The sequence below is a fragment of the Streptomyces sp. NPDC058663 genome, assembly GCF_042716745.1.
GTDB lineage: Bacteria > Actinomycetota > Actinomycetes > Streptomycetales > Streptomycetaceae > Streptomyces.
In genome coordinates, this window is sequence record NZ_JBHXRV010000027.1 from 34561 (window position 1) to 50909 (window position 16349).

The 16349-nt window shown below is 72.6% G+C and carries 15 protein-coding genes; 4 read left to right on the forward strand and 11 right to left on the reverse strand.

The window, feature by feature from the left end; all coding sequences use genetic code 11:
* Positions 1–130: 130 nt before the first annotated feature.
* A complete protein-coding gene (locus ACFWVV_RS20650; RefSeq protein ID WP_384357460.1) occupies positions 131–868 on the reverse strand; it encodes a spermidine synthase in 738 nt (245 codons plus the stop codon).
* Positions 869–1032: 164 nt separating this feature from the next.
* Between ACFWVV_RS20650 and ACFWVV_RS20655 the strand changes: the two genes are divergently transcribed.
* On the forward strand, positions 1033–2478 hold the full coding sequence (locus tag ACFWVV_RS20655; protein WP_384357462.1) for a glyceraldehyde-3-phosphate dehydrogenase: 1446 nt from the start codon (positions 1033–1035) through the stop codon (positions 2476–2478).
* Between the two features lie 140 nt (positions 2479–2618).
* Here ACFWVV_RS20655 and ACFWVV_RS20660 read toward each other — a convergent pair whose 3' ends face one another.
* From ACFWVV_RS20660 to cqsA, 9 genes are all read right to left on the reverse strand, one after another.
* Positions 2619–3332 (reverse strand): DUF4232 domain-containing protein, encoded by a 714-nt coding sequence (locus ACFWVV_RS20660; RefSeq protein WP_384353400.1) that lies wholly within the window; start codon positions 3330–3332, stop codon positions 2619–2621.
* A gap of 167 nt (positions 3333–3499) precedes the next feature.
* The gene (locus ACFWVV_RS20665; RefSeq protein ID WP_384353397.1) at positions 3500–4186 is read right to left on the reverse strand and encodes an HAD family hydrolase; all 687 of its coding nucleotides are present in this window, start codon (positions 4184–4186) and stop codon (positions 3500–3502) included.
* Positions 4187–4326: 140 nt separating this feature from the next.
* The gene (locus tag ACFWVV_RS20670) at positions 4327–4674 is read right to left on the reverse strand and encodes an STAS domain-containing protein (RefSeq protein ID WP_384353394.1); all 348 of its coding nucleotides are present in this window, start codon (positions 4672–4674) and stop codon (positions 4327–4329) included.
* 63 nt (positions 4675–4737) lie between these two features.
* The gene (locus ACFWVV_RS20675; RefSeq protein WP_384353390.1) at positions 4738–6486 is read right to left on the reverse strand and encodes a phytoene desaturase family protein; all 1749 of its coding nucleotides are present in this window, start codon (positions 6484–6486) and stop codon (positions 4738–4740) included.
* Positions 6470–7297, reverse strand: a complete 828-nt coding sequence (fabG, locus tag ACFWVV_RS20680; protein ID WP_384353387.1) for a 3-oxoacyl-ACP reductase FabG — start codon at positions 7295–7297, stop codon at positions 6470–6472. The genes ACFWVV_RS20675 and fabG overlap by 17 nt, the downstream gene beginning before the upstream one ends.
* A complete protein-coding gene (locus ACFWVV_RS20685; RefSeq protein ID WP_384353384.1) occupies positions 7298–8353 on the reverse strand; it encodes a beta-ketoacyl synthase N-terminal-like domain-containing protein in 1056 nt (351 codons plus the stop codon).
* 22 nt (positions 8354–8375) lie between these two features.
* Positions 8376–9821 carry a beta-ketoacyl-[acyl-carrier-protein] synthase family protein gene (locus ACFWVV_RS20690; RefSeq protein ID WP_384353381.1) on the reverse strand — a complete coding sequence of 482 codons (1446 nt, stop codon included), beginning with the start codon at positions 9819–9821 and terminating at the stop codon, positions 8376–8378.
* Positions 9822–9829: 8 nt separating this feature from the next.
* A complete protein-coding gene (locus ACFWVV_RS20695; protein ID WP_384353378.1) occupies positions 9830–10132 on the reverse strand; it encodes an acyl carrier protein in 303 nt (100 codons plus the stop codon).
* 46 nt (positions 10133–10178) lie between these two features.
* Complete coding sequence (gene cqsA, locus ACFWVV_RS20700; RefSeq protein ID WP_384353375.1) at positions 10179–11372, reverse strand: alpha-hydroxyketone-type quorum-sensing autoinducer synthase; 1194 nt, start codon at positions 11370–11372, stop codon at positions 10179–10181.
* 346 nt (positions 11373–11718) lie between these two features.
* On the opposite strand from cqsA, the gene ACFWVV_RS20705 reads away from it, so the two are divergent.
* From ACFWVV_RS20705 to ACFWVV_RS20715, 3 genes are all read left to right on the forward strand, one after another.
* Positions 11719–12114: a molybdopterin-binding protein gene (locus ACFWVV_RS20705; RefSeq protein WP_384353372.1), complete on the forward strand. Its 396-nt coding sequence runs from the start codon at positions 11719–11721 to the stop codon at positions 12112–12114.
* A 102-nt stretch (positions 12115–12216) separates the two neighbouring features.
* A complete protein-coding gene (gene modA / locus ACFWVV_RS20710) occupies positions 12217–13020 on the forward strand; it encodes a molybdate ABC transporter substrate-binding protein (RefSeq protein WP_384353369.1) in 804 nt (267 codons plus the stop codon).
* Positions 13021–13269: 249 nt separating this feature from the next.
* Positions 13270–15225, forward strand: a complete 1956-nt coding sequence (locus ACFWVV_RS20715; RefSeq protein ID WP_384353367.1) for an ABC transporter permease — start codon at positions 13270–13272, stop codon at positions 15223–15225.
* A gap of 124 nt (positions 15226–15349) precedes the next feature.
* On the opposite strand, the gene ACFWVV_RS20720 is transcribed toward ACFWVV_RS20715, so the two are convergent.
* On the reverse strand, positions 15350–16186 hold the full coding sequence (locus ACFWVV_RS20720; RefSeq protein WP_384353364.1) for a hypothetical protein: 837 nt from the start codon (positions 16184–16186) through the stop codon (positions 15350–15352).
* Positions 16187–16349: the final 163 nt, after the last annotated feature.

A 16349-nucleotide genomic window follows, 5' to 3' on the forward strand; every position in this document is an offset into this window, starting at 1 on the left:
AAGTGTCCCGCGCCGGGCGCTCGTCACCGGTCTGCCGCGGCCGGCCGCCCGGCGCCGCCGCCGGGCTGATGGAGCCGGCGCGTGCCGTCGCGGAATCGCCGCCGGCCGCGACGGTTGCCGGGGGCCGCGGTCAGCCGCGTCGGGCGAGGTGCACGACGTCGGGAACTCCCCTGCGCACTGGGATCTCCTCGGACCTCACAGCGGTGAACCCGGCGTCGCGCAGGGCCTGCTCGAAGGCGGGTGAGGGCTGCGCGGACCAGACGGCCAGCACGCCGCCGGGGTTCAGCCGGGACCGGCAGGCGGCCAGGCCGGTGGGGTCGTAGAGGCCGCGGTTGTCCTCGGTGACGGTCCAGTCGGGCCCGTTGTCGATGTCCAGGCACAGGGCGTCGTACCTGCCCGCCCCGGCCCCCGGATCGCGCCCAGGGGTGCACAGATGGGACACCAGGTCGGCGTGCAGCACGCTCACCCGCCGGTCCGCGAGTGCGGGGCCGGAAATGACCGACAGGGGGCCGTCGCGGTGCCAGTCGATGATCGCCTGCTCGCGCTCGACGACCGTGATCGGCCCCCACCGCCGCTGCGTGGCGGCGTGCGCGAGGGAGAAGCCGACACCGAGGCCGCCGATCAGCACCGACGGGGGCGGTGATCCGGCCGGCCGCCCGTCGAGCGCGTCGTATGCCGCGTCGATGAGGAGCCGCTCGGAGCGGCCGTCGGAGGTGTCCATCAGGAAGCAGCCGTTGGCGATGATCTCGTACGTCTCGCCCCTGCGACGCAGGGCGACCTCGCCGTACGGTCCCAGGCGGCGGTCGAGGTCGACGGGCGGGTGGTCGTTGCCGGGGGCAACGGCGGGAGGAGCAACTGGGGCCGGCATGGGTGATCCTTTCCGCGGCCGTCCCTGCGGGCCGCTCACCCGGCACTAACGACGTTCCCGGCCGCCGGGTTCCACCCCTGCCGCACACCGGGAGGACACCACCTGCGTGAGCGGAAAACGAGAGGGTTAGCATATGAGCGACGCCTAGCTCGAAAGAGAAACCTGTGACTGTCAACGACGACTCGTTCACCAACTGGAAGAACCGCGAGGAGATCGCGGAGTCGATGATTCCGATCATCGGCAAGCTGCACCGGGAGCAGGACGTGACGGTCCTGCTGCACAGCCGTTCGCTGGTGAACAAGTCGGTGGTGAGCATTCTCAAGACCCACCGATTCGCCCGCCAGATAGCCGGCGAGGAGCTCTCGATCACCGAGACCCTCCCCTTCCTCCAGGCGCTCACCACGCTCGACCTCGGGCCTTCGCAGATCGACATCGGTCTGCTCGCCGAGGCGCACCGGGCCGACGACCGCGGTCTGTCGGTGGAGGCGTTCACCGCCGAGGCCGTCGCCGGTGCCACGGGCGCCAACAAGATCGAGCGTCGTGAGTCGCGCGACGTCGTGCTGTACGGGTTCGGCCGGATCGGCCGGCTGCTGGCCCGTCTGCTCATCGAGAAGGCCGGTTCGGGCAACGGTCTGCGGCTGCGCGCCATCGTCGTCCGCAAGGGTGCGGGCCAGGACATCGTGAAGCGCGCCTCGCTGCTGCGCCGTGACTCCATCCACGGTCAGTTCCAGGGCACGATCACCGTCGACGAGGCGAACGACACGATCGTCGCCAACGGCAACACGATCAAGATGATCTACTCCGACGACCCGACCAAGGTCGACTACACGGAGTACGGCATCAAGGACGCCATCCTGATCGACAACACCGGCCGCTGGCGCGACCGCGAGGGTCTCTCCAAGCACCTGCGTCCGGGCATCGCCAAGGTCGTCCTGACCGCTCCGGGCAAGGGCGACGTCCCGAACATCGTGCACGGCGTCAACCACGACACGATCAAGCCGGACGACCAGATCCTGTCCTGCGCCTCCTGCACCACCAACGCGATCGTCCCGCCGCTGAAGGCGATGGCGGACGAGTTCGGTGTGCTGCGCGGACACGTGGAGACCGTCCACTCGTTCACCAACGACCAGAACCTGCTGGACAATTACCACAGCTCGGACCGCCGTGGCCGTTCCGCGCCGCTCAACATGGTGATCACCGAGACGGGTGCCGCCTCCGCCGTCGCGAAGGCGCTGCCGGACCTCAAGGCGACCATCACGGGCAGCTCGATCCGCGTGCCGGTGCCGAACGTGTCCATCGCGATCCTCAACCTGCGACTGGCCCGCGAGACCACCCGCGAGGAGGTCCTCGACTACCTCCGCAACGTGTCGCTGAACTCGCCGCTCAAGCGCCAGATCGACTTCATCAGCGCACCCGACGCGGTCTCCAGCGACTTCGTGGGCTCCCGCCACGCCTCCATCGTGGACGCGGGCGCGCTCAAGGCCGAGGGCGACGACGCGATCCTCTACCTCTGGTACGACAACGAGTTCGGCTACTCCTGCCAGGTCATCCGGGTCGTCCAGCACGTCTCGGGGGTCGAGTACCCGACCTACCCGGCACCGGTCGCCTAGTACCGGCGCGACGAGCACCACCCGTACGAACACCACCAGCAGGACCAGCACGATCTGCACAAGCGGACGGCGGGTGGCGGGGCCCCTGAGGACCCTGCCACCCGCCGTCCGCGGTTGCCGCTGGTTCAGCGGCGTCCGGCTCAGAAGTCGTCAGCGCCGTTGCGCAGCTGCGGCGTCCAGTAGCCGGTCTTCGCGACCGCGTCGTCGACGGCGATGCCGCCCGGCACGGAGAGCGTCTTGCTGCCCTCGGCCGGGCCGTCGGCCGCGAAGAGGTTGACGTGGAAGGAGTTCACGGCGCGGTTCTGCTCCTCGCGGCCTCCGTTGTTGATGCGTACGGCCGCGTAGGCCGGGGCGCCGGGCTGCAGCACGACCGGGGCGCCCGGCTTGCTCTTGGCGACGGCCGGGACGTCCTTGGCGGTCTGGAGGTCACCGAACGCGATCAGCGGGTACTGCAGGAGGGTGCAGGAGCGCGAGGAGGTGTTCTTGGCGGTCAGCGTGAGGTGAGTGGTGGGCGGGCCGTCCTGCTTCGCCGCGCTGACCTTCACGTCGTTGACCGTGCAGGCCGGCGTCTTGCCGCTGTCCTTCTTGGGCGACTTGGTGCCGGCCTGGGTGGCGGGGGCCTGACCGCCGGGGGTGTCCTGGCCGGCCTTGTCCTGCGAGCCCGCCTCGCCGCCCTTGCCACCCGCCGCCCCGTCCTTGGTGCCGGAGGCGTCCGAAGCGGCGGAGGGCGCGGTGGAAGCAGACGACTTCTCGCTCTTGGCACCGGTGCCGTCGCTGCAGGCGGTGAGGGTCAGGCCGAGGGCGGCGAAGGCGGTCGCGGCGAGGACGGCGGGGCGGCGAACGGAGTGACGCATGTGGGGGCTCCCTGAGGACTGCGGTGAAGTCGGTCGATGCCGTGTGCAGGCATCCGGTCTGACTTCACCTTCGGCCCCTGCCTTGTCGTTCCACTCACGTTCCGCTAACGCTTTTGTTTTCCCCCTTCCGGCAGCTCAGGACGGATTTCCGGACAATCGGCTGCCTGTCAGCCGCTGCTGTGACGAGGCTGTAGCAGAACCGCTCCGTCCCACTGCGCCAGGAGGTCCGCCGGGTCCGCGTACACCGCGGCGGCCCCGGCCTCCTCGAGGTCGGCGCGCGGGATGCCGCCGCAGAGCAGGGCCACGCTGTGCACCCCGGCCCGGGTGCCCGCCTTCATGTCCCACACGGTGTCGCCGACGAACACCGCGTCCTTGGCGTCCGCCTCCGCGATCTCCAGCGCCCGGTGGACGGGGTCCGGTGCGGGTTTGCCCGATTCGACGTCGTCGGCGCTCGCGACGCCCGCGATGACGTCGTCCGCGTCGATGGCCCGGCGCAGCGCCTTGAGCTCGGGTCCGCCCGCGGAGGTCGCCAGCACGATGCGCCAGCCCCTGTCGTGCAGGGCGTACAGCAGGTCGCGCGCCCCGGCGAGCGCAGGGAGCCGGTCGAAGTAGGTGCCGTAGAGGGTGGTGTGCGCGGTGGACAGATCCTCGTCCGCGTCCTGGTCGCGGTTCTCGCCGAGCAGGTGGGCGATGAGGTCCTCGGAGCCGAGGCCGATGGCGCGGTGGATGTCGCGCATCGCGACGTCGTGGCCGGCCTGGCGGAACGCCTCCCACCAGGTGACGACGTGCAGGTGGTTGGTGTCGACGAGGGTGCCGTCGACGTCGAACAGGGCCGCGCGGGCTTGCTGGGTCACTCGTAACCTCTTTCGTGCCGGTGGGTGGGCCGGTCCGCACCCGGGTCGGTCCGCACCCGGGTGTGGCCTCCGGTTTCTGTGGGTGCCCCGTGCCCGTACGGTGCTAACGCCCGCGCGGCGCGGGGCCTCGGACCGTCCGCTCAGCCCCAGCCCCGTACGCACGGGTTCCCCAGCGGTTCGGGGAGCTCCGCGACCACATGGAACACCGCGTGCAGCCCGGTCAGTTGGAGCACCCGCAGCCCGAGGGAGTGGCGCACCAGCAGGTGCAGCGGGCGTCCTTCGTCGTGCAGGACGCGCTGGAAGGCGAAGAGCATCCCCAGGGCCGTTGAGGTGAGCAGCGGGCACTGGACGTCGACGAGTACCGGCCGGTGGTCGTCGTCGCGGACGGCTGCGTGCAGCCGTCGCCGGACCGCGCACACATTGCCGAGGTCGACGGTGTCTGCCAGCACGACGACCAGGTGACGGGGCGCGCGGTAGTGGTGGTTCATGGCGGCGACCTCGGGGGGCGGGCACGGGGGGCGTGGCCGGCCGCTTCCTGACCGGTACCGCGTCTACCCCGTACCGGCGGATCCACCCGCGTGCGCCACGGTGGGCCCGCGGGACGCCGCGGCGTCCCGGCCGATGCCCGCCAGTCCCCGGGCGTCCCGGCGCGCGAGTCCGCGCGAGATCCGCAGCGGGTCGAAGTCCGCGGTGCGCCGCGGCAGGCGTGCCGGGTCGGCCAGGACCGTACCGGCGCAGACTTCGGAGAGCAGGGGGCGCTCCAGGATGCGGCCGGCCGCCGCGATGCCGCTGAGGGCGGTGCCGAGGATGCCGGCGCCGAAGCTGGAGTTGGCGCCCACCGCGTACAGGCCGCGGACCCCGGTGCGGATGCTGGGGCGGCGGCCGTGCCCGCCCCAGTCGTCGAAGCCGTAGGGGGTGCCGGAACCTCCTTGCACGTAACGGTGGTTGGTGTGTGCGGTGGCGGTCTCCAGGTGGGTGATGCGGGAGCGGAAGGGGCCGAGGACGGATTCCGCGATGTCCACCAGGGCGTCCCGCAGCCGTGCCTTGCCGTGCGTGTAGGCGGGGTCGCGCCGGTAGGTGCCCGGCGGGCCTTCCAGGGGCGGCACCAGCGTCATGACCTGGAAGTTGCTGTGTCCGGGCGGGCAGACGGTGCGGCTTTCGGGGTCCTTGAGGGAGCCGAAGGAGACGAAGGCGAAGGACGGGTCGTCGCCGGCGGCGACGCCCGCGTAGGCGCGTTCGATGTCGGTGTGGGCCCACCACCAGATGTTGGTGTTGGGCAGGTCGAGGGGCCGGTCGAGGGCGATGTAGGCGGTGGCGACCGCGGCGCGCATGGTGGCGGCGCGGGTGCGTTCCACGACGGCCGGGGAGAAGCCGCGGCCGTCGCAGAGGTCCAGGACGGTGCGCCGGTAGTCGGCGTTGGAGACGACGAGCGGGGCGTGCACCTGCTCGCCGCCCGCGAGCCGGACCCCTGCCGCCCGCCGGTCGTCGGCGAGCAGGATCCGCTCGACGGGGCACCGGGTGCGCACCTGGCCGCCGTACGCCTCGATGACCTCGACGAGCGAGGCGACCATGGTCTGGCCGGAGCCGACGGGCGCGTAGGCGCCGCGGAGGTAGTGGTCGAGCATGGTGGCGTGGGTGGAGGCGAGGGTGGTGGAGGGCGGGGTTCCGTAGTTCCCCGACTGGGCGGCGATCAGGGTACGGGCGGCCGGGCCGAGTCCGCGGTCGGCGAACAGCTCGCCGAGGGTGCGCGCGCCCCAGGCCAGCAGGGCGGTGGACAGGGGCGCGCGGGCGGTGCCGGGCGGGGTGGTCATGCCGCGGCGCAGATCGGCGGCGATCTCCCTCAGGGTCCTGACGCAGGAGGTCAGTGCGGAGGCTTCCCCGGGCAGGGCCGCGCACAGGCGCCTGAGGTAGTGGTCCCAGCCGACGGGGACGTCGACCGTCGTGCCGGGCAGCACGATCCGGTCGAAGCCGTCCGTGTCCAGCGGGCGGAAGGCGACCCGTTCAGGGCCGATGCCGAGGCCGCCGAGGACGGCGGGGAGCAGTCCGCCGGGGCCGCAGTCGCCGACGTAGTGCATGCCGACGTCGAACTCGTAGGCGCGGCGGCGGCGGAACACCTGGGCGTTGCCGCCGGTCACGTCGTGCTGTTCGGCGAGCAGGACCCGCAGGCCGGCGACGGCGAGGTAGGCGCCGCAGACGAGACCGCCGATGCCGCCGCCGACGATCACCGCGTCGTAAGGGTGCCGGGCGTGCGGGACGTGCGCGCGGGCGGCTGCCGGGCGGGGGTCAGAGTGCGAGTCCACCGTGCACCTCCAGGACGCTTCCGGTGAGGTACGAGGCCTGGTCCGACACCAGGAAGGCGGTCAGGTCGGCGACCTCGGCGGCGGTGCCGAAGCGGCGCAGCGCCACCGCCTTGCGCAGCCGTTCGCGGTCCTTGTCGTTCAGGGCGCCGGTCATGTCGGTGTCGATGAGACCGGGGGCGACGACGTTGGCGCGGATGCCGTGCGGGCCGACCTCCTTGGCGAGTGCCTTGGTGAAGCCGATGACTCCGGCCTTGGCGGCGCTGTAGTTGGTCTGGCCGGGGTTGCCGTGGACTCCGGCGACCGAGGAGAGGGTGACGACGCAGCCGGTGCGGCGCTTGAGCATGGGGAAGACGGCCGCCCGGCAGGTGTGGAACACGCCGTCGAGGTTGGTGTCGAGGACCTGGTGCCATTCTTCGTCGGACATCAGGACCAGGGGCCGGTCGCGGGTGGTGCCGGCGTTGGCGACGACCGCCCCGACGGGCCCGAGCTCGTCCTCCGTGCGGGCCACCCAGTTCTTGGCCTCGGTGGCGTCGGAGACGTCGGCGCGTACGGCCAGCACCCGTACGCCGTACTCCCCCGCTTCCTTCTCCACCCGGCGGGCCGCCTCCTCCTCGGAGCGGTAGCAGAAGCCGACGTCCCAGCCGTCCCGGGCCAGCCGCAGCACCACGGCGGCGCCGATGCCCCGGGACCCGCCGCTGACCAGGGCCACTCCCGTGCTCCTCGCGCGGTCCGCGGCGTCCGTCCGGCCCGTGCTGTGCGTGCTGCCCGTGCTGTGCGTGCTGCCCGGGCTCTGCGTGCTGTGCGTGTTCATTTACGCTTCCTCTCCCATGCGCAGGACGGCGGCCGCCACCAGTCCTTGGCCGTCCACCGAGGTGATCACCGCGTCTCCGCCTGGCGCCCGGCCGGCCGAGGCGAGCACGGAGGCGAGCTGGAGGGCCGCCGAGGCGGCACCGGTGTCGCCGAACAGGGCACCCAGGTCCGGCAGTTGCTCGCGGGCCTGCCGGGGGAAGAGCCGGTCCAGCGCCCGGGTCTCCCCCGCGTCCAGGCCCGATCCGGTGACCGCCCACACGTCGGCCGCCGCCGTACCTGCCCGGGCCAGTGCCTCGACGACCGTCACCCGTACCGTCTCGCCGGTCCCGCAGCCCTCGGGAACCTGCCGCGTGTGCACGGCCCGCACGCTGGCCAACGGGGCCCGGGCGGAGGGCAGTTCGGCCGGGGTCAGGCGCAGCACCGCGGCGCCTTCCCCCAGGAGCGGGGGCCGTACGCCACCGGCGTCGGGCTGCTCGTCGCGGCTGCGCGCCTCCAGCCAGGCGCGGGCCGTCGAGTATTCCTCCGCGCCGCCGCACAGCACCGTGCGGGCGCGCCCGGCGCGCAGCAGGCGGCGGGCGTAGAGCAGTCCGAGGAGAGCGGCGGGGCGGCCGCCCGCGAGGGTGGTGTTGGGGCCCTGGATGTGGTGGCGGATGGCGCACTGGGCGGCCGCGCAGTTCATGACGCTGTTGGGGATGACTCCGGGTTCGACGTCGTAGGGGCGCGCGCCGGTGAGGGAGGAGCGGGTGAAGTCCGTCATGGACTGCACGCTTCCCGTGGTGGTGCCGAGGACGAGGGCGGTGTCGGGTCCGGCCTCGGTGGGACCGTCCGCCAGCACCGCGCCGACGGCGGTGACGGCGAGGGCGGTGACCCGGTCCATGTGCCGGGTGCCCTTCCTGCCGAGCACGGTGCGCGGTTCGAAGTCGGGTACCAGGCAGCCGAGCCTGCCGTCGTGGCCGGGGACGAGGGAAACGGCGGGCCGACGGGCCCTCAGCCCTGCGGTGAAGTCGGTGGCGTCGTGCCCGTACGGGGAGAGCGCCGACCAGGCGGTGATGTTCATGGGCTCGTTCCTCGCGGGGGGGTCAGGACAGGAGACGGTGCCGGCTTGCGCGCCGGGCCTCGGGGCGTGCTGCGGCACCTTGCCGGGACTCGGGGCGGGCGTCGAGGCGGTGCCGGGACCGGGGGCGGGCGTCGAGGCCGGCGGCTTCGTGCCCGGCGGCTTCGTGCCGGGCGGCTTCGTGGCGGGCCTCGTAGCGGCCGAGGACGACGGCCGCGTTGTTTCCGCCGAAGGCCAGTCCGTTGTTCTGGACGATGCGCAGGTCCGCCCCGACCGCTTCATTGGGTACGCAGTCCACGGCGCATTCCGGGTCGGTGGTGCGGTGGTTGATGGTGGGCGGTACGAAGCGGTGGGTGATCGCCAGGCAGCAGGCGATGGCGCCTAGCGCGCTGGCGGCGCCCATGGTGTGGCCGAGCATCGACTTGAGGGAGATCGTGCGGGGCGGGGTGGCGCCGTAGACACGGCGGACCGCGCGGGCCTCGGTGACATCGTTCGCTTTGGTGCCGGTGCCGTGCGCGGAGATCAGGTCGACTTCGGCGGCCTTCACCCCGGCGTCGTCCAGGGCGAGCTGGAGACAGCGGGCGACACTGTCCTCCTGGGGGGCTACGGGGTGGTACGCGTCGCAGTTGAGCCCGTAGCCGAGCACCTCGGCGTAGATGCGGGCGCCGCGTGCGAGTGCCGAGTCGAGGCTTTCCAGCAGGAGCATGCCGGCGCCCTCGCCGGTGAGGATGCCCTGGCGGTGGGTGTCGAAGGGGCGGCAGCAGTCGGGGGCGATGGTGCCGAGCCGGTAGAACGCGGCGAAGGTCTTGCGGCAGAACGCGTCCGCGCCGCCGCACAGCGCCAGTTCCGCGTCACCGTGCCGGATGGCGTCGAGCCCGTTGCCGATCGAGTAGTTGCCCGCGGAGCAGGCGGTGCCGATGGTGAGCACCTCGGCGTCCGCCAGCCGCAGTTCGCGGGCGGCGGCGATGCCGAGGCGGGCGGCCGGGATGCGGCGGGCGGCCCGCCCGCCGACCGCGGCGGGCCCGCCGTGCAGATGGGCCTCGGTGATGCGGTCGAGGTCGTAGGACTCGCCGTCGGTGGTGCCGACGGAGATCTGGCACCGTACGCCGCGCAGGTCGTCGTCGGTGAGCCCGGCGTCCTCGACGGCCATCCGGGCGGCGGCGGCCGCGAACTGGGCAGCCCGGCCGTAGTCGTCGGGTGCGATGACCCGTAGCAGCCGCCCGGGGTCGAAGTCCGGCACCTGGCAGCCGTTGGCGTGGGCGAAGCCCGAGGTGTCGAACGCGGTGATGGGGGTGACCCCGCTGCGGCCGGCACGCAGTCCCGCGGTGAATGCGGCGGTGCCGGTACCGATGCTGGACAGGACGCCGAGTCCGGTGACGACGACCCGGCGGGTGGCGGCCGGGTGCCCGGGGCGGGGCGCCGGGGCAGGGGCCCCGGCCGGCCGGGAGGGGAGGTCGGAACAGCTGGACATCGTCGTGGTTACCAGCCCGCCGTCTCGGCCAGTACCTGCCGCACGCCCCGCAGGCACGTCATGCGCGGCATCTCGTTCTGGTCGATGGTGACCCTGAACTCCTTCTCCAGGGCGGCCAGTACGCCGATGAGGGCCAGCGAGTCCGCACCGTGCTCCTCGACGAACAGGTCCCCCTCGCCGAGGTCCTCGGGTTCCAGCTCCAGGCGGTCGCACACGATCTCGGTGATCCGGTTCCGGCGGGCTTCCGCGGCGTGCGTCGTCCGCCGGGCGTGGTCGGTGCTGTGGCTCTCACGGGAGACGGTGGTCTGCATGCTGTGGGGTTCTCTTCTCTCGAAGTGGCGGGGAACGGGGCGGGGTTCAGTGCGTGAGCGCGTCCCGCCGCCGGGTGGACTTCCACTCCCGCAGGCCGACCTCGTCCCGTACCGCCTCGCAGGCGTGCAGGATCCGGTCGAGGTCGGCGTCGGTGAGTTCGCTGTGCACGGACAGCCGCTGGACGCAGCGCCGGGTGGGCACGGACGGCGGGACGAAGGCCGCACCGAACACGCCCCGGGCGTCCAGGGCCTGCTGGAGGCGGCGGACACCGGCCTCGGTGCCGGGCTGGAGGGGGATGATCTGGCTCTCGCTCGGGGCGGTCCGGTAACCGAGGGCGGTGAGCCCCTCGCGCAGCCGGCGGCTGTTGTGCTCCAGTCGCTTCCTGCGGTCGTCGGCCGTGCTCAGTACGCCGAGTGCGGCGGCCAGGCCCGCCACGTCGTGCGGCAGCAGGGTGGAGCTGAAGACGGCGCCGGGGCTGTGGTACGGAAGGTAGTCCGCGACCTCCCGCGCGCAGGCGATCAGCCCGGCGCGCCCGGCGAAGGCCTTGGCGAGAGAGGCCGTGCGGTAGGCGACCCGGCCGGTGAGCCCGAGAGCATCCACCAGCCCGGCGCCCTGGAAGCCGAGGACCCCGAGGGTGTGGGATTCGTCGGCGACGAGGTCGCTGCCGGTGCGGCGGGCGACGGCGGTGAGCTCCAGCAGGGGGCAGAGGTCGCCGGTGACGCTGTAGAGCGTGTCGAAGGCGATCAGCCCGGGTCCGTACTGGCGGATGGTGCGTTCGAGGTGCGCGGTGTCGTTGTGGGCGAAGGGGCGGGCTACGGCACCGGCCGCGGCGATGCCCTCCCACAGGGAGGCGTGGGCGAGTTCGTCGATGTAGACGGGGGCGCCGGGGCGGCAAATGGCCTGCACGAGCCCGATGTTGGCGACCCAGCCCGACTGGCAGAGCATGACGGCCGGTGCGGTGAGCCAGTCGGCGAGCGCTGCTTCGAGGTGGCGCAGCGGATCCCTGTCGCCGGTGAAGACCCCTGACATCAGGGCGCCGTTGCCCTGTTCGCGGAGGCTTCGCAGCTGGGCCTCCCGTACGGCGGGGTGGCCGCCGATCGCGAGGTAGTCGTTGGACATGAGGGTGAGGTCGGTACTTCCTGGGGTCGCCCTGCCCCGGTAGAGGGGGCCTCCCCAGCCGGCCTGCCGGACCTGCCACGCCTTCAACCGTTCCTGGAGGAAGGAGAGTTCGCCGGACATCACACCTCGCACGCATTATCGGGTCCACTGAAGGCGGTCCGGTGACCGGTACGAGTGCACGGGCCGCGCAGTGGTTGACGGGATCGGCAAGACTTTAGGGGCGAAAACGACGGGACACGCACCAGCCGATCCGTAGGACAAATGTGCAAATGACCTGCTGAGACATGATCGTTGCAGTTCAGGGGCGTATCTGCAGAAACGTTCCTGGAGATGGGTCGCTCCGGACTTCACCCCCATGGGTGCGCAAGGGAATCCCTTCGGGTAATCCTCCCGGCTTCAGGCATTTGCTATGTAAATTCACACAGGGCTTTGCAGATGAGCCTAAAAGTGGATTACCTTGCCGCACATGCAGAGCTATTCAATCGGCCGGGCGGCCCGGCTGCTGGGCGTCAGCCCGGACACCGCACGTCGCTGGGCGGACGCGGGCCGGATCGCCACCCATCGCGACGACGCAGGCCGACGACTGGTCGACGGCCGCGATCTGGCGGCCTTCTCCGTCGAGATCGCGCAGCAGGGCGCCGACGAGGAGGACTCCTCCTACACCTCGGCCCGCAACGCCTTCCCCGGCATCGTCACCGCGGTCAAGCTCGGCGACGTGGCTGCGCAGGTGGAGATCCAGGCCGGGCCGCACCGGCTGGTCTCGCTCCTCACCCGGGAGGCGGTCGAGGAGCTGGGCCTGGAGGTGGGCATGCAGGCCACCGCCCGGGTGAAGTCCACCAGCGTGCACATCGACCGCACCTGACCGGCGGCTCCCGTACCACTGCGCCGGCGACGTGCCCCGCACGGTGGTTCTCCCCCGGTTCCACCTCGCGCAGCTTTTCCCGCCCGCAAGGAGTTGTCCCGCATGAAGACCACCGTCGCCGGCCGCCGTGGCGTCCTTCCCCTACTGGCAGCCGCTCTCCTCGTGCTGGCAGCCGCCCTCCTCGTGCCGCTCGTCGCGGGCGGGAACGGCACGGGGAAGGAAACGGCCGGCCAGGGCTCCGGGACCGGGCTGACCGTGCTCGCGGCCGCCTCGCTCACCGATGTGTTCAAGACCGCGGGCGCGGCGTACGAGAAGGCGCACCCGGGCACCAGGGTGACCTTCTCCTTCGCGGGGTCCCAGGAACTGGCCGCACAGGTCAGGCAGGGGGTGCCTGCCGACGCCCTGGTGACCGCCGACCAGAAGACGATGGACGGACTGGGGTCCGACACCGGTGCTCCGGCCGTCATCGCCAGAAACCGGCTCGTCATCGCCACCGCCGAGGGCAACCCGAAGAAGATCACCGCCCTGAGGGACCTCGCGGCCAGGGACCTCAAGGTGGTCCTCGCGGCGCCCGAGGTCCCGGTCGGCCGCTACAGCAGGAAGATCCTGGACGGGCAGCAGCTCACCGTGCGGCCGGTCTCCCAGGAGCCCAGCGTCCGTGCCGTTCTCAGCAAGGTGGAGCTGGGGGAGGCGGACGCCGGGCTCGTCTACCGGACCGACGCCGCCGGCGCGGCGGCCAAGGTCGACGCCGTCGACATCCCCGACGCACAGAACGCGGTCGCCTCCTACCCGGCCGCCACGCTCAGGACCACCAGGGACGAAAAGGCCGCGGCCGCTTTCGTGGCCTGGCTGTCGGGGTCCGAGGCGCAGAAGATCCTCCGGGACGCGGGCTTCCAGAAGCCCTAGGGCAGGCGCACCGGCCACCTGCCGGCCGGTCCGCGCCCCCTCGCACGCCATGCGCCCGCGCCACCCGTCGCATGTCCGCGCCCCCTTCGTACGCCGTGCGCCCGCGCCGCTCGACTTGCGCCCGCGCCCCTCTGCCCGCCGTGCGCCCGGGCCCGTCCGCCCCGGCGTGCGGTGCAGCCGTTCCTCCGCGGACGTACGAGAGTGGACGCGGCAGCAAGCCCCGACGGCCGACGAACACAGGAACCGCCGATGACACGCCTCCGTCTCCGCCCTCGCGCCCGCACCTCGGGTACCCGCGTCCCCCTGCTCCTGGCAGTGCCGGCCCTGCTCGCGGTGGCGTTCCTGCTGCTGCCGCTGGTCGGGATCCTCACCCGTACGTCCTGGGGGAAGCTGGGCACCCATCTGTCCAGCCCGGAGGTCGTCGAGGCGCTCAAGCTGTCGCTGTTCGTGTCGTTCTGGGCGCTGGGGCTCTCGCTGCTGCTCGGGGTGCCGCTGGCCTGGCTGCTGGCCAGGACGGATTTTCCGGGCAAGGCGTTCGTGCGTTCGCTGGTGCTGCTGCCGATGGTGCTGCCACCGACCGTGGGAGGGGTCGCGCTGCTGCTGGCCTTCGGGCGGCGCGGGGTGCTCGGGCCGTGGCTGGAGGGCGCCTTCGGGCTGACGCTGCCGTTCCGGACGGCCGGGGCGATCGTGGCGGCGACCTTCGTCGCGATGCCGTTCCTGGTGATCAGCCTGGAGGGGGCACTGGGCGGGCTGCGGCCCCGGTACGAGGAGACCGCGGCCTCGCTGGGGGCGTCCCCTGTGCGGGTGTTCTTCACGGTGACGATGCCGATGGTGCTGCCCGGGCTGATCGCCGGGGCGGCGCTCACCTGGGCGCGGGCGCTGGGCGAATTCGGTGCCACCATCACCTTCGCGGGCAATCTGCCGGGCACCACCCAGACCCTGCCGCTCCAGGTGTACCTGCTCCTCCAGGAGCAGCCGGAGGCGGCGACCTCCGTGTCGCTGCTGCTGCTCGCCGTCGCGATGGCCGTGCTCATCGGGCTGCGCGGGCGGTGGACGGGGGCGCCCCGGGCCGCGGCTCCACCCGGGACGGCGCCGCCCGAGTCCGAGCCGTCAACGTCCCCGGTGACGCGGGCTCCGTCGGCTCCCCCGCCGCCTCCGGCCGAGGACCGGTGGCCCCTCTACACCGAGGTGACCGGGTTCAACCGGGTCACCCTGGACGCCGCCGCGGGCACCACCATCGCCGTGGTGGGCCCCAACGGGGCGGGCAAGACCACTCTCCTGCGCGCCCTCCTCGGGCTCACCTCCCGTGCCCGCGCCGTACCTCTGCGGCTGGGCGGCACCGATGTCACCGGGTTGCCGCCGCACCGCAGAGGTGTCGCCTGGGTGCCGCAGGACGGTGCGCTCTTTCCGCACCTGAGCGCGTTGAGCAACACGGCGTACGGGCTACGTGCCCGGGGCGTACCGCGAGCCCAGGCGCGGCGCAGCGCGCAGGAGTGGCTCGACCGGCTGGAGGTGGGCGCGCTGGCGCACCGTAAACCCGCCGAGGTCTCCGGCGGGCAGGCCCAGCGCATCGCCCTCGCCAGGGCGCTGGCGTCCCGCCCCCGGCTGCTTCTTCTCGACGAGCCGCTCTCCGCCCTCGACCAGACCACCCGGGCCCGGGTGCGTCACACCCTGCGCCGGCATCTGGAGGGGTTCGGCGGGGTGTGTCTGATCGTCACGCACGACCCGGTGGAGGCGGTGTCGCTGGCCGACCGGATCCTGGTACTTGACGGCGGGGACGTCCTCCAGGACGCACCGCCCGCCGAGGTGACCCGGCATCCGCGGTCGCCGTGGGTGGCGCGGATGCTCGGCCGCAACGCCTGGCCGGGGACCGCGTCCGAGGGTGGTCTGCGGCTCCCCGGCGGCGGTCTGCTGGTGGTCGCCGATCCACCGGCCCACGGCACGGAAGCGCTCGCCATCATCGCGCCCGAGGCGGTGTCGGTGCACCGGGAGCGGCCCGGCGGCAGTCCTCGTAACGTGTGGCCGGGGACCGTGCGCGAGGTCACCTCCAGCGGCAGCAGGCTCCGCCTGCTGATCTCCTCCGCCGAGGCTCCCGACCTGGTCGCCGAGGTCACTCCGCAGGCGGCGGCCGAGCTGGGGCTGGCCGACGGGACGCCGGTCTGGACGAGCGTCAAGGCCACCGAGGTGACGGTGGTCGCGCTCTGAACGCGCGCTGCCGCGTCGACCGGGCCTCGCCTGCACGCACGGCGGTCGCCTCCCCTGCACGTACGGCGACCGGTCTCCCCTGCACGGACGACGGTGACCTGCGCCGAGGTGTCCGCTGCCGTGGCTAACCGGCGGCCAGGAACCGGTGCAAGGAGCTCGCCAGGGCGGTCGCGAAGGACTCGCGGGCCGGGTCGTCGGGGAGACGGTCCAGGGAGAGGTAGGGGTTGAGGTCCTCCAGCTCGACCAGGAGGAGCGCGCCGTCCTGGGTGCGGCAGGCGTCGACGCGCTGGATGCCGTGGTCGAGGGTGTTCCAGTCGATGAAGCTCCGGGCGAAGTCGAGGTCGGCGCCGGTGGGTTCGTAGGGGACGAGTTCCCAGCGCCGGTCGGGGTCCGGGGCGTACAGGGCGTACTGGAAGGTGTCGTCGACGTAGGTGAAGGAGACCTCGTAGCGGAAGTCGATGCGTGGCTGGACGAGCAGGTCGCCGTCGTCGAGGGCGAGGCCGGAGAGCTGGGCGCGCGGCAGGAACCGCAGGCCGTGCGAGTCGGCTCCTGCCTTCGGCTTGACCGCGTACAGCTCGCAGTCGGGGAGCGAGTCCAGCCGGGCCGGGCTGTCGACGGTGGGGATGACCGGGTGTCCGCCGGCGGTGAGGTCGATGAGGTACTGCTTGCCTGCCATGTCGCCCCGGCCGGTCAGCGGGTTGTAGACGGGGATGCCGTCGCGCAGGGCGCGGGCGCGGAAGGCGTCGTACTCCTGCTGGTAGTGCAGTACGGGACCGCTGTTGCGGACCACGACCGCGTCGAAGGCGCCCATCAGCGGGGCCGCGTCCAGGGGGTGGCACAGCGCGATGTCGAAGTCGGCGCGCAGCCGGGAGGACAGTGCGATGTCCTCGTCGCAGTAGCGGCGGCCTCGGGCCGGGTAGCTGAGATCGGTGACGTACAGCAGGCGGGGGCGGGCGGCCACGGCGGGACTCCTCAAGGTGACGAAAGCTCACCCTAACGGGGGGCCGGAAGGGGCCGTGGGGTGGGCTGAGCTGGGCCGGGCTGCGGACACCGGCCCCGGTGACGGGCGCGGTGCCGGCGTGGGACGGGCGTGGGACGTGCCGGGGTGGGACCGACGTGGGACC

Coding starts and splice junctions, on each gene's coding strand:
- ACFWVV_RS20650 (WP_384357460.1), bottom strand. CDS start 868: ATGCCGGCCCCAGTTGCTCCTCCCGCCGTTGCCCCCGGCAACGACCAC.
- ACFWVV_RS20660 (WP_384353400.1), bottom strand. CDS start 3,332: ATGCGTCACTCCGTTCGCCGCCCCGCCGTCCTCGCCGCGACCGCCTTC.
- ACFWVV_RS20670 (WP_384353394.1), bottom strand. CDS start 4,674: ATGAACCACCACTACCGCGCGCCCCGTCACCTGGTCGTCGTGCTGGCA.
- fabG (WP_384353387.1), bottom strand. CDS start 7,297: ATGAACACGCACAGCACGCAGAGCCCGGGCAGCACGCACAGCACGGGC.
- ACFWVV_RS20685 (WP_384353384.1), bottom strand. CDS start 8,353: ATGAACATCACCGCCTGGTCGGCGCTCTCCCCGTACGGGCACGACGCC.
- ACFWVV_RS20690 (WP_384353381.1), bottom strand. CDS start 9,821: ATGTCCAGCTGTTCCGACCTCCCCTCCCGGCCGGCCGGGGCCCCTGCC.
- ACFWVV_RS20695 (WP_384353378.1), bottom strand. CDS start 10,132: ATGCAGACCACCGTCTCCCGTGAGAGCCACAGCACCGACCACGCCCGG.
- cqsA (WP_384353375.1), bottom strand. CDS start 11,372: ATGTCCGGCGAACTCTCCTTCCTCCAGGAACGGTTGAAGGCGTGGCAG.
- ACFWVV_RS20705 (WP_384353372.1), top strand. CDS start 11,719: ATGCAGAGCTATTCAATCGGCCGGGCGGCCCGGCTGCTGGGCGTCAGC.
- modA (WP_384353369.1), top strand. CDS start 12,217: ATGAAGACCACCGTCGCCGGCCGCCGTGGCGTCCTTCCCCTACTGGCA.
- ACFWVV_RS20715 (WP_384353367.1), top strand. CDS start 13,270: ATGACACGCCTCCGTCTCCGCCCTCGCGCCCGCACCTCGGGTACCCGC.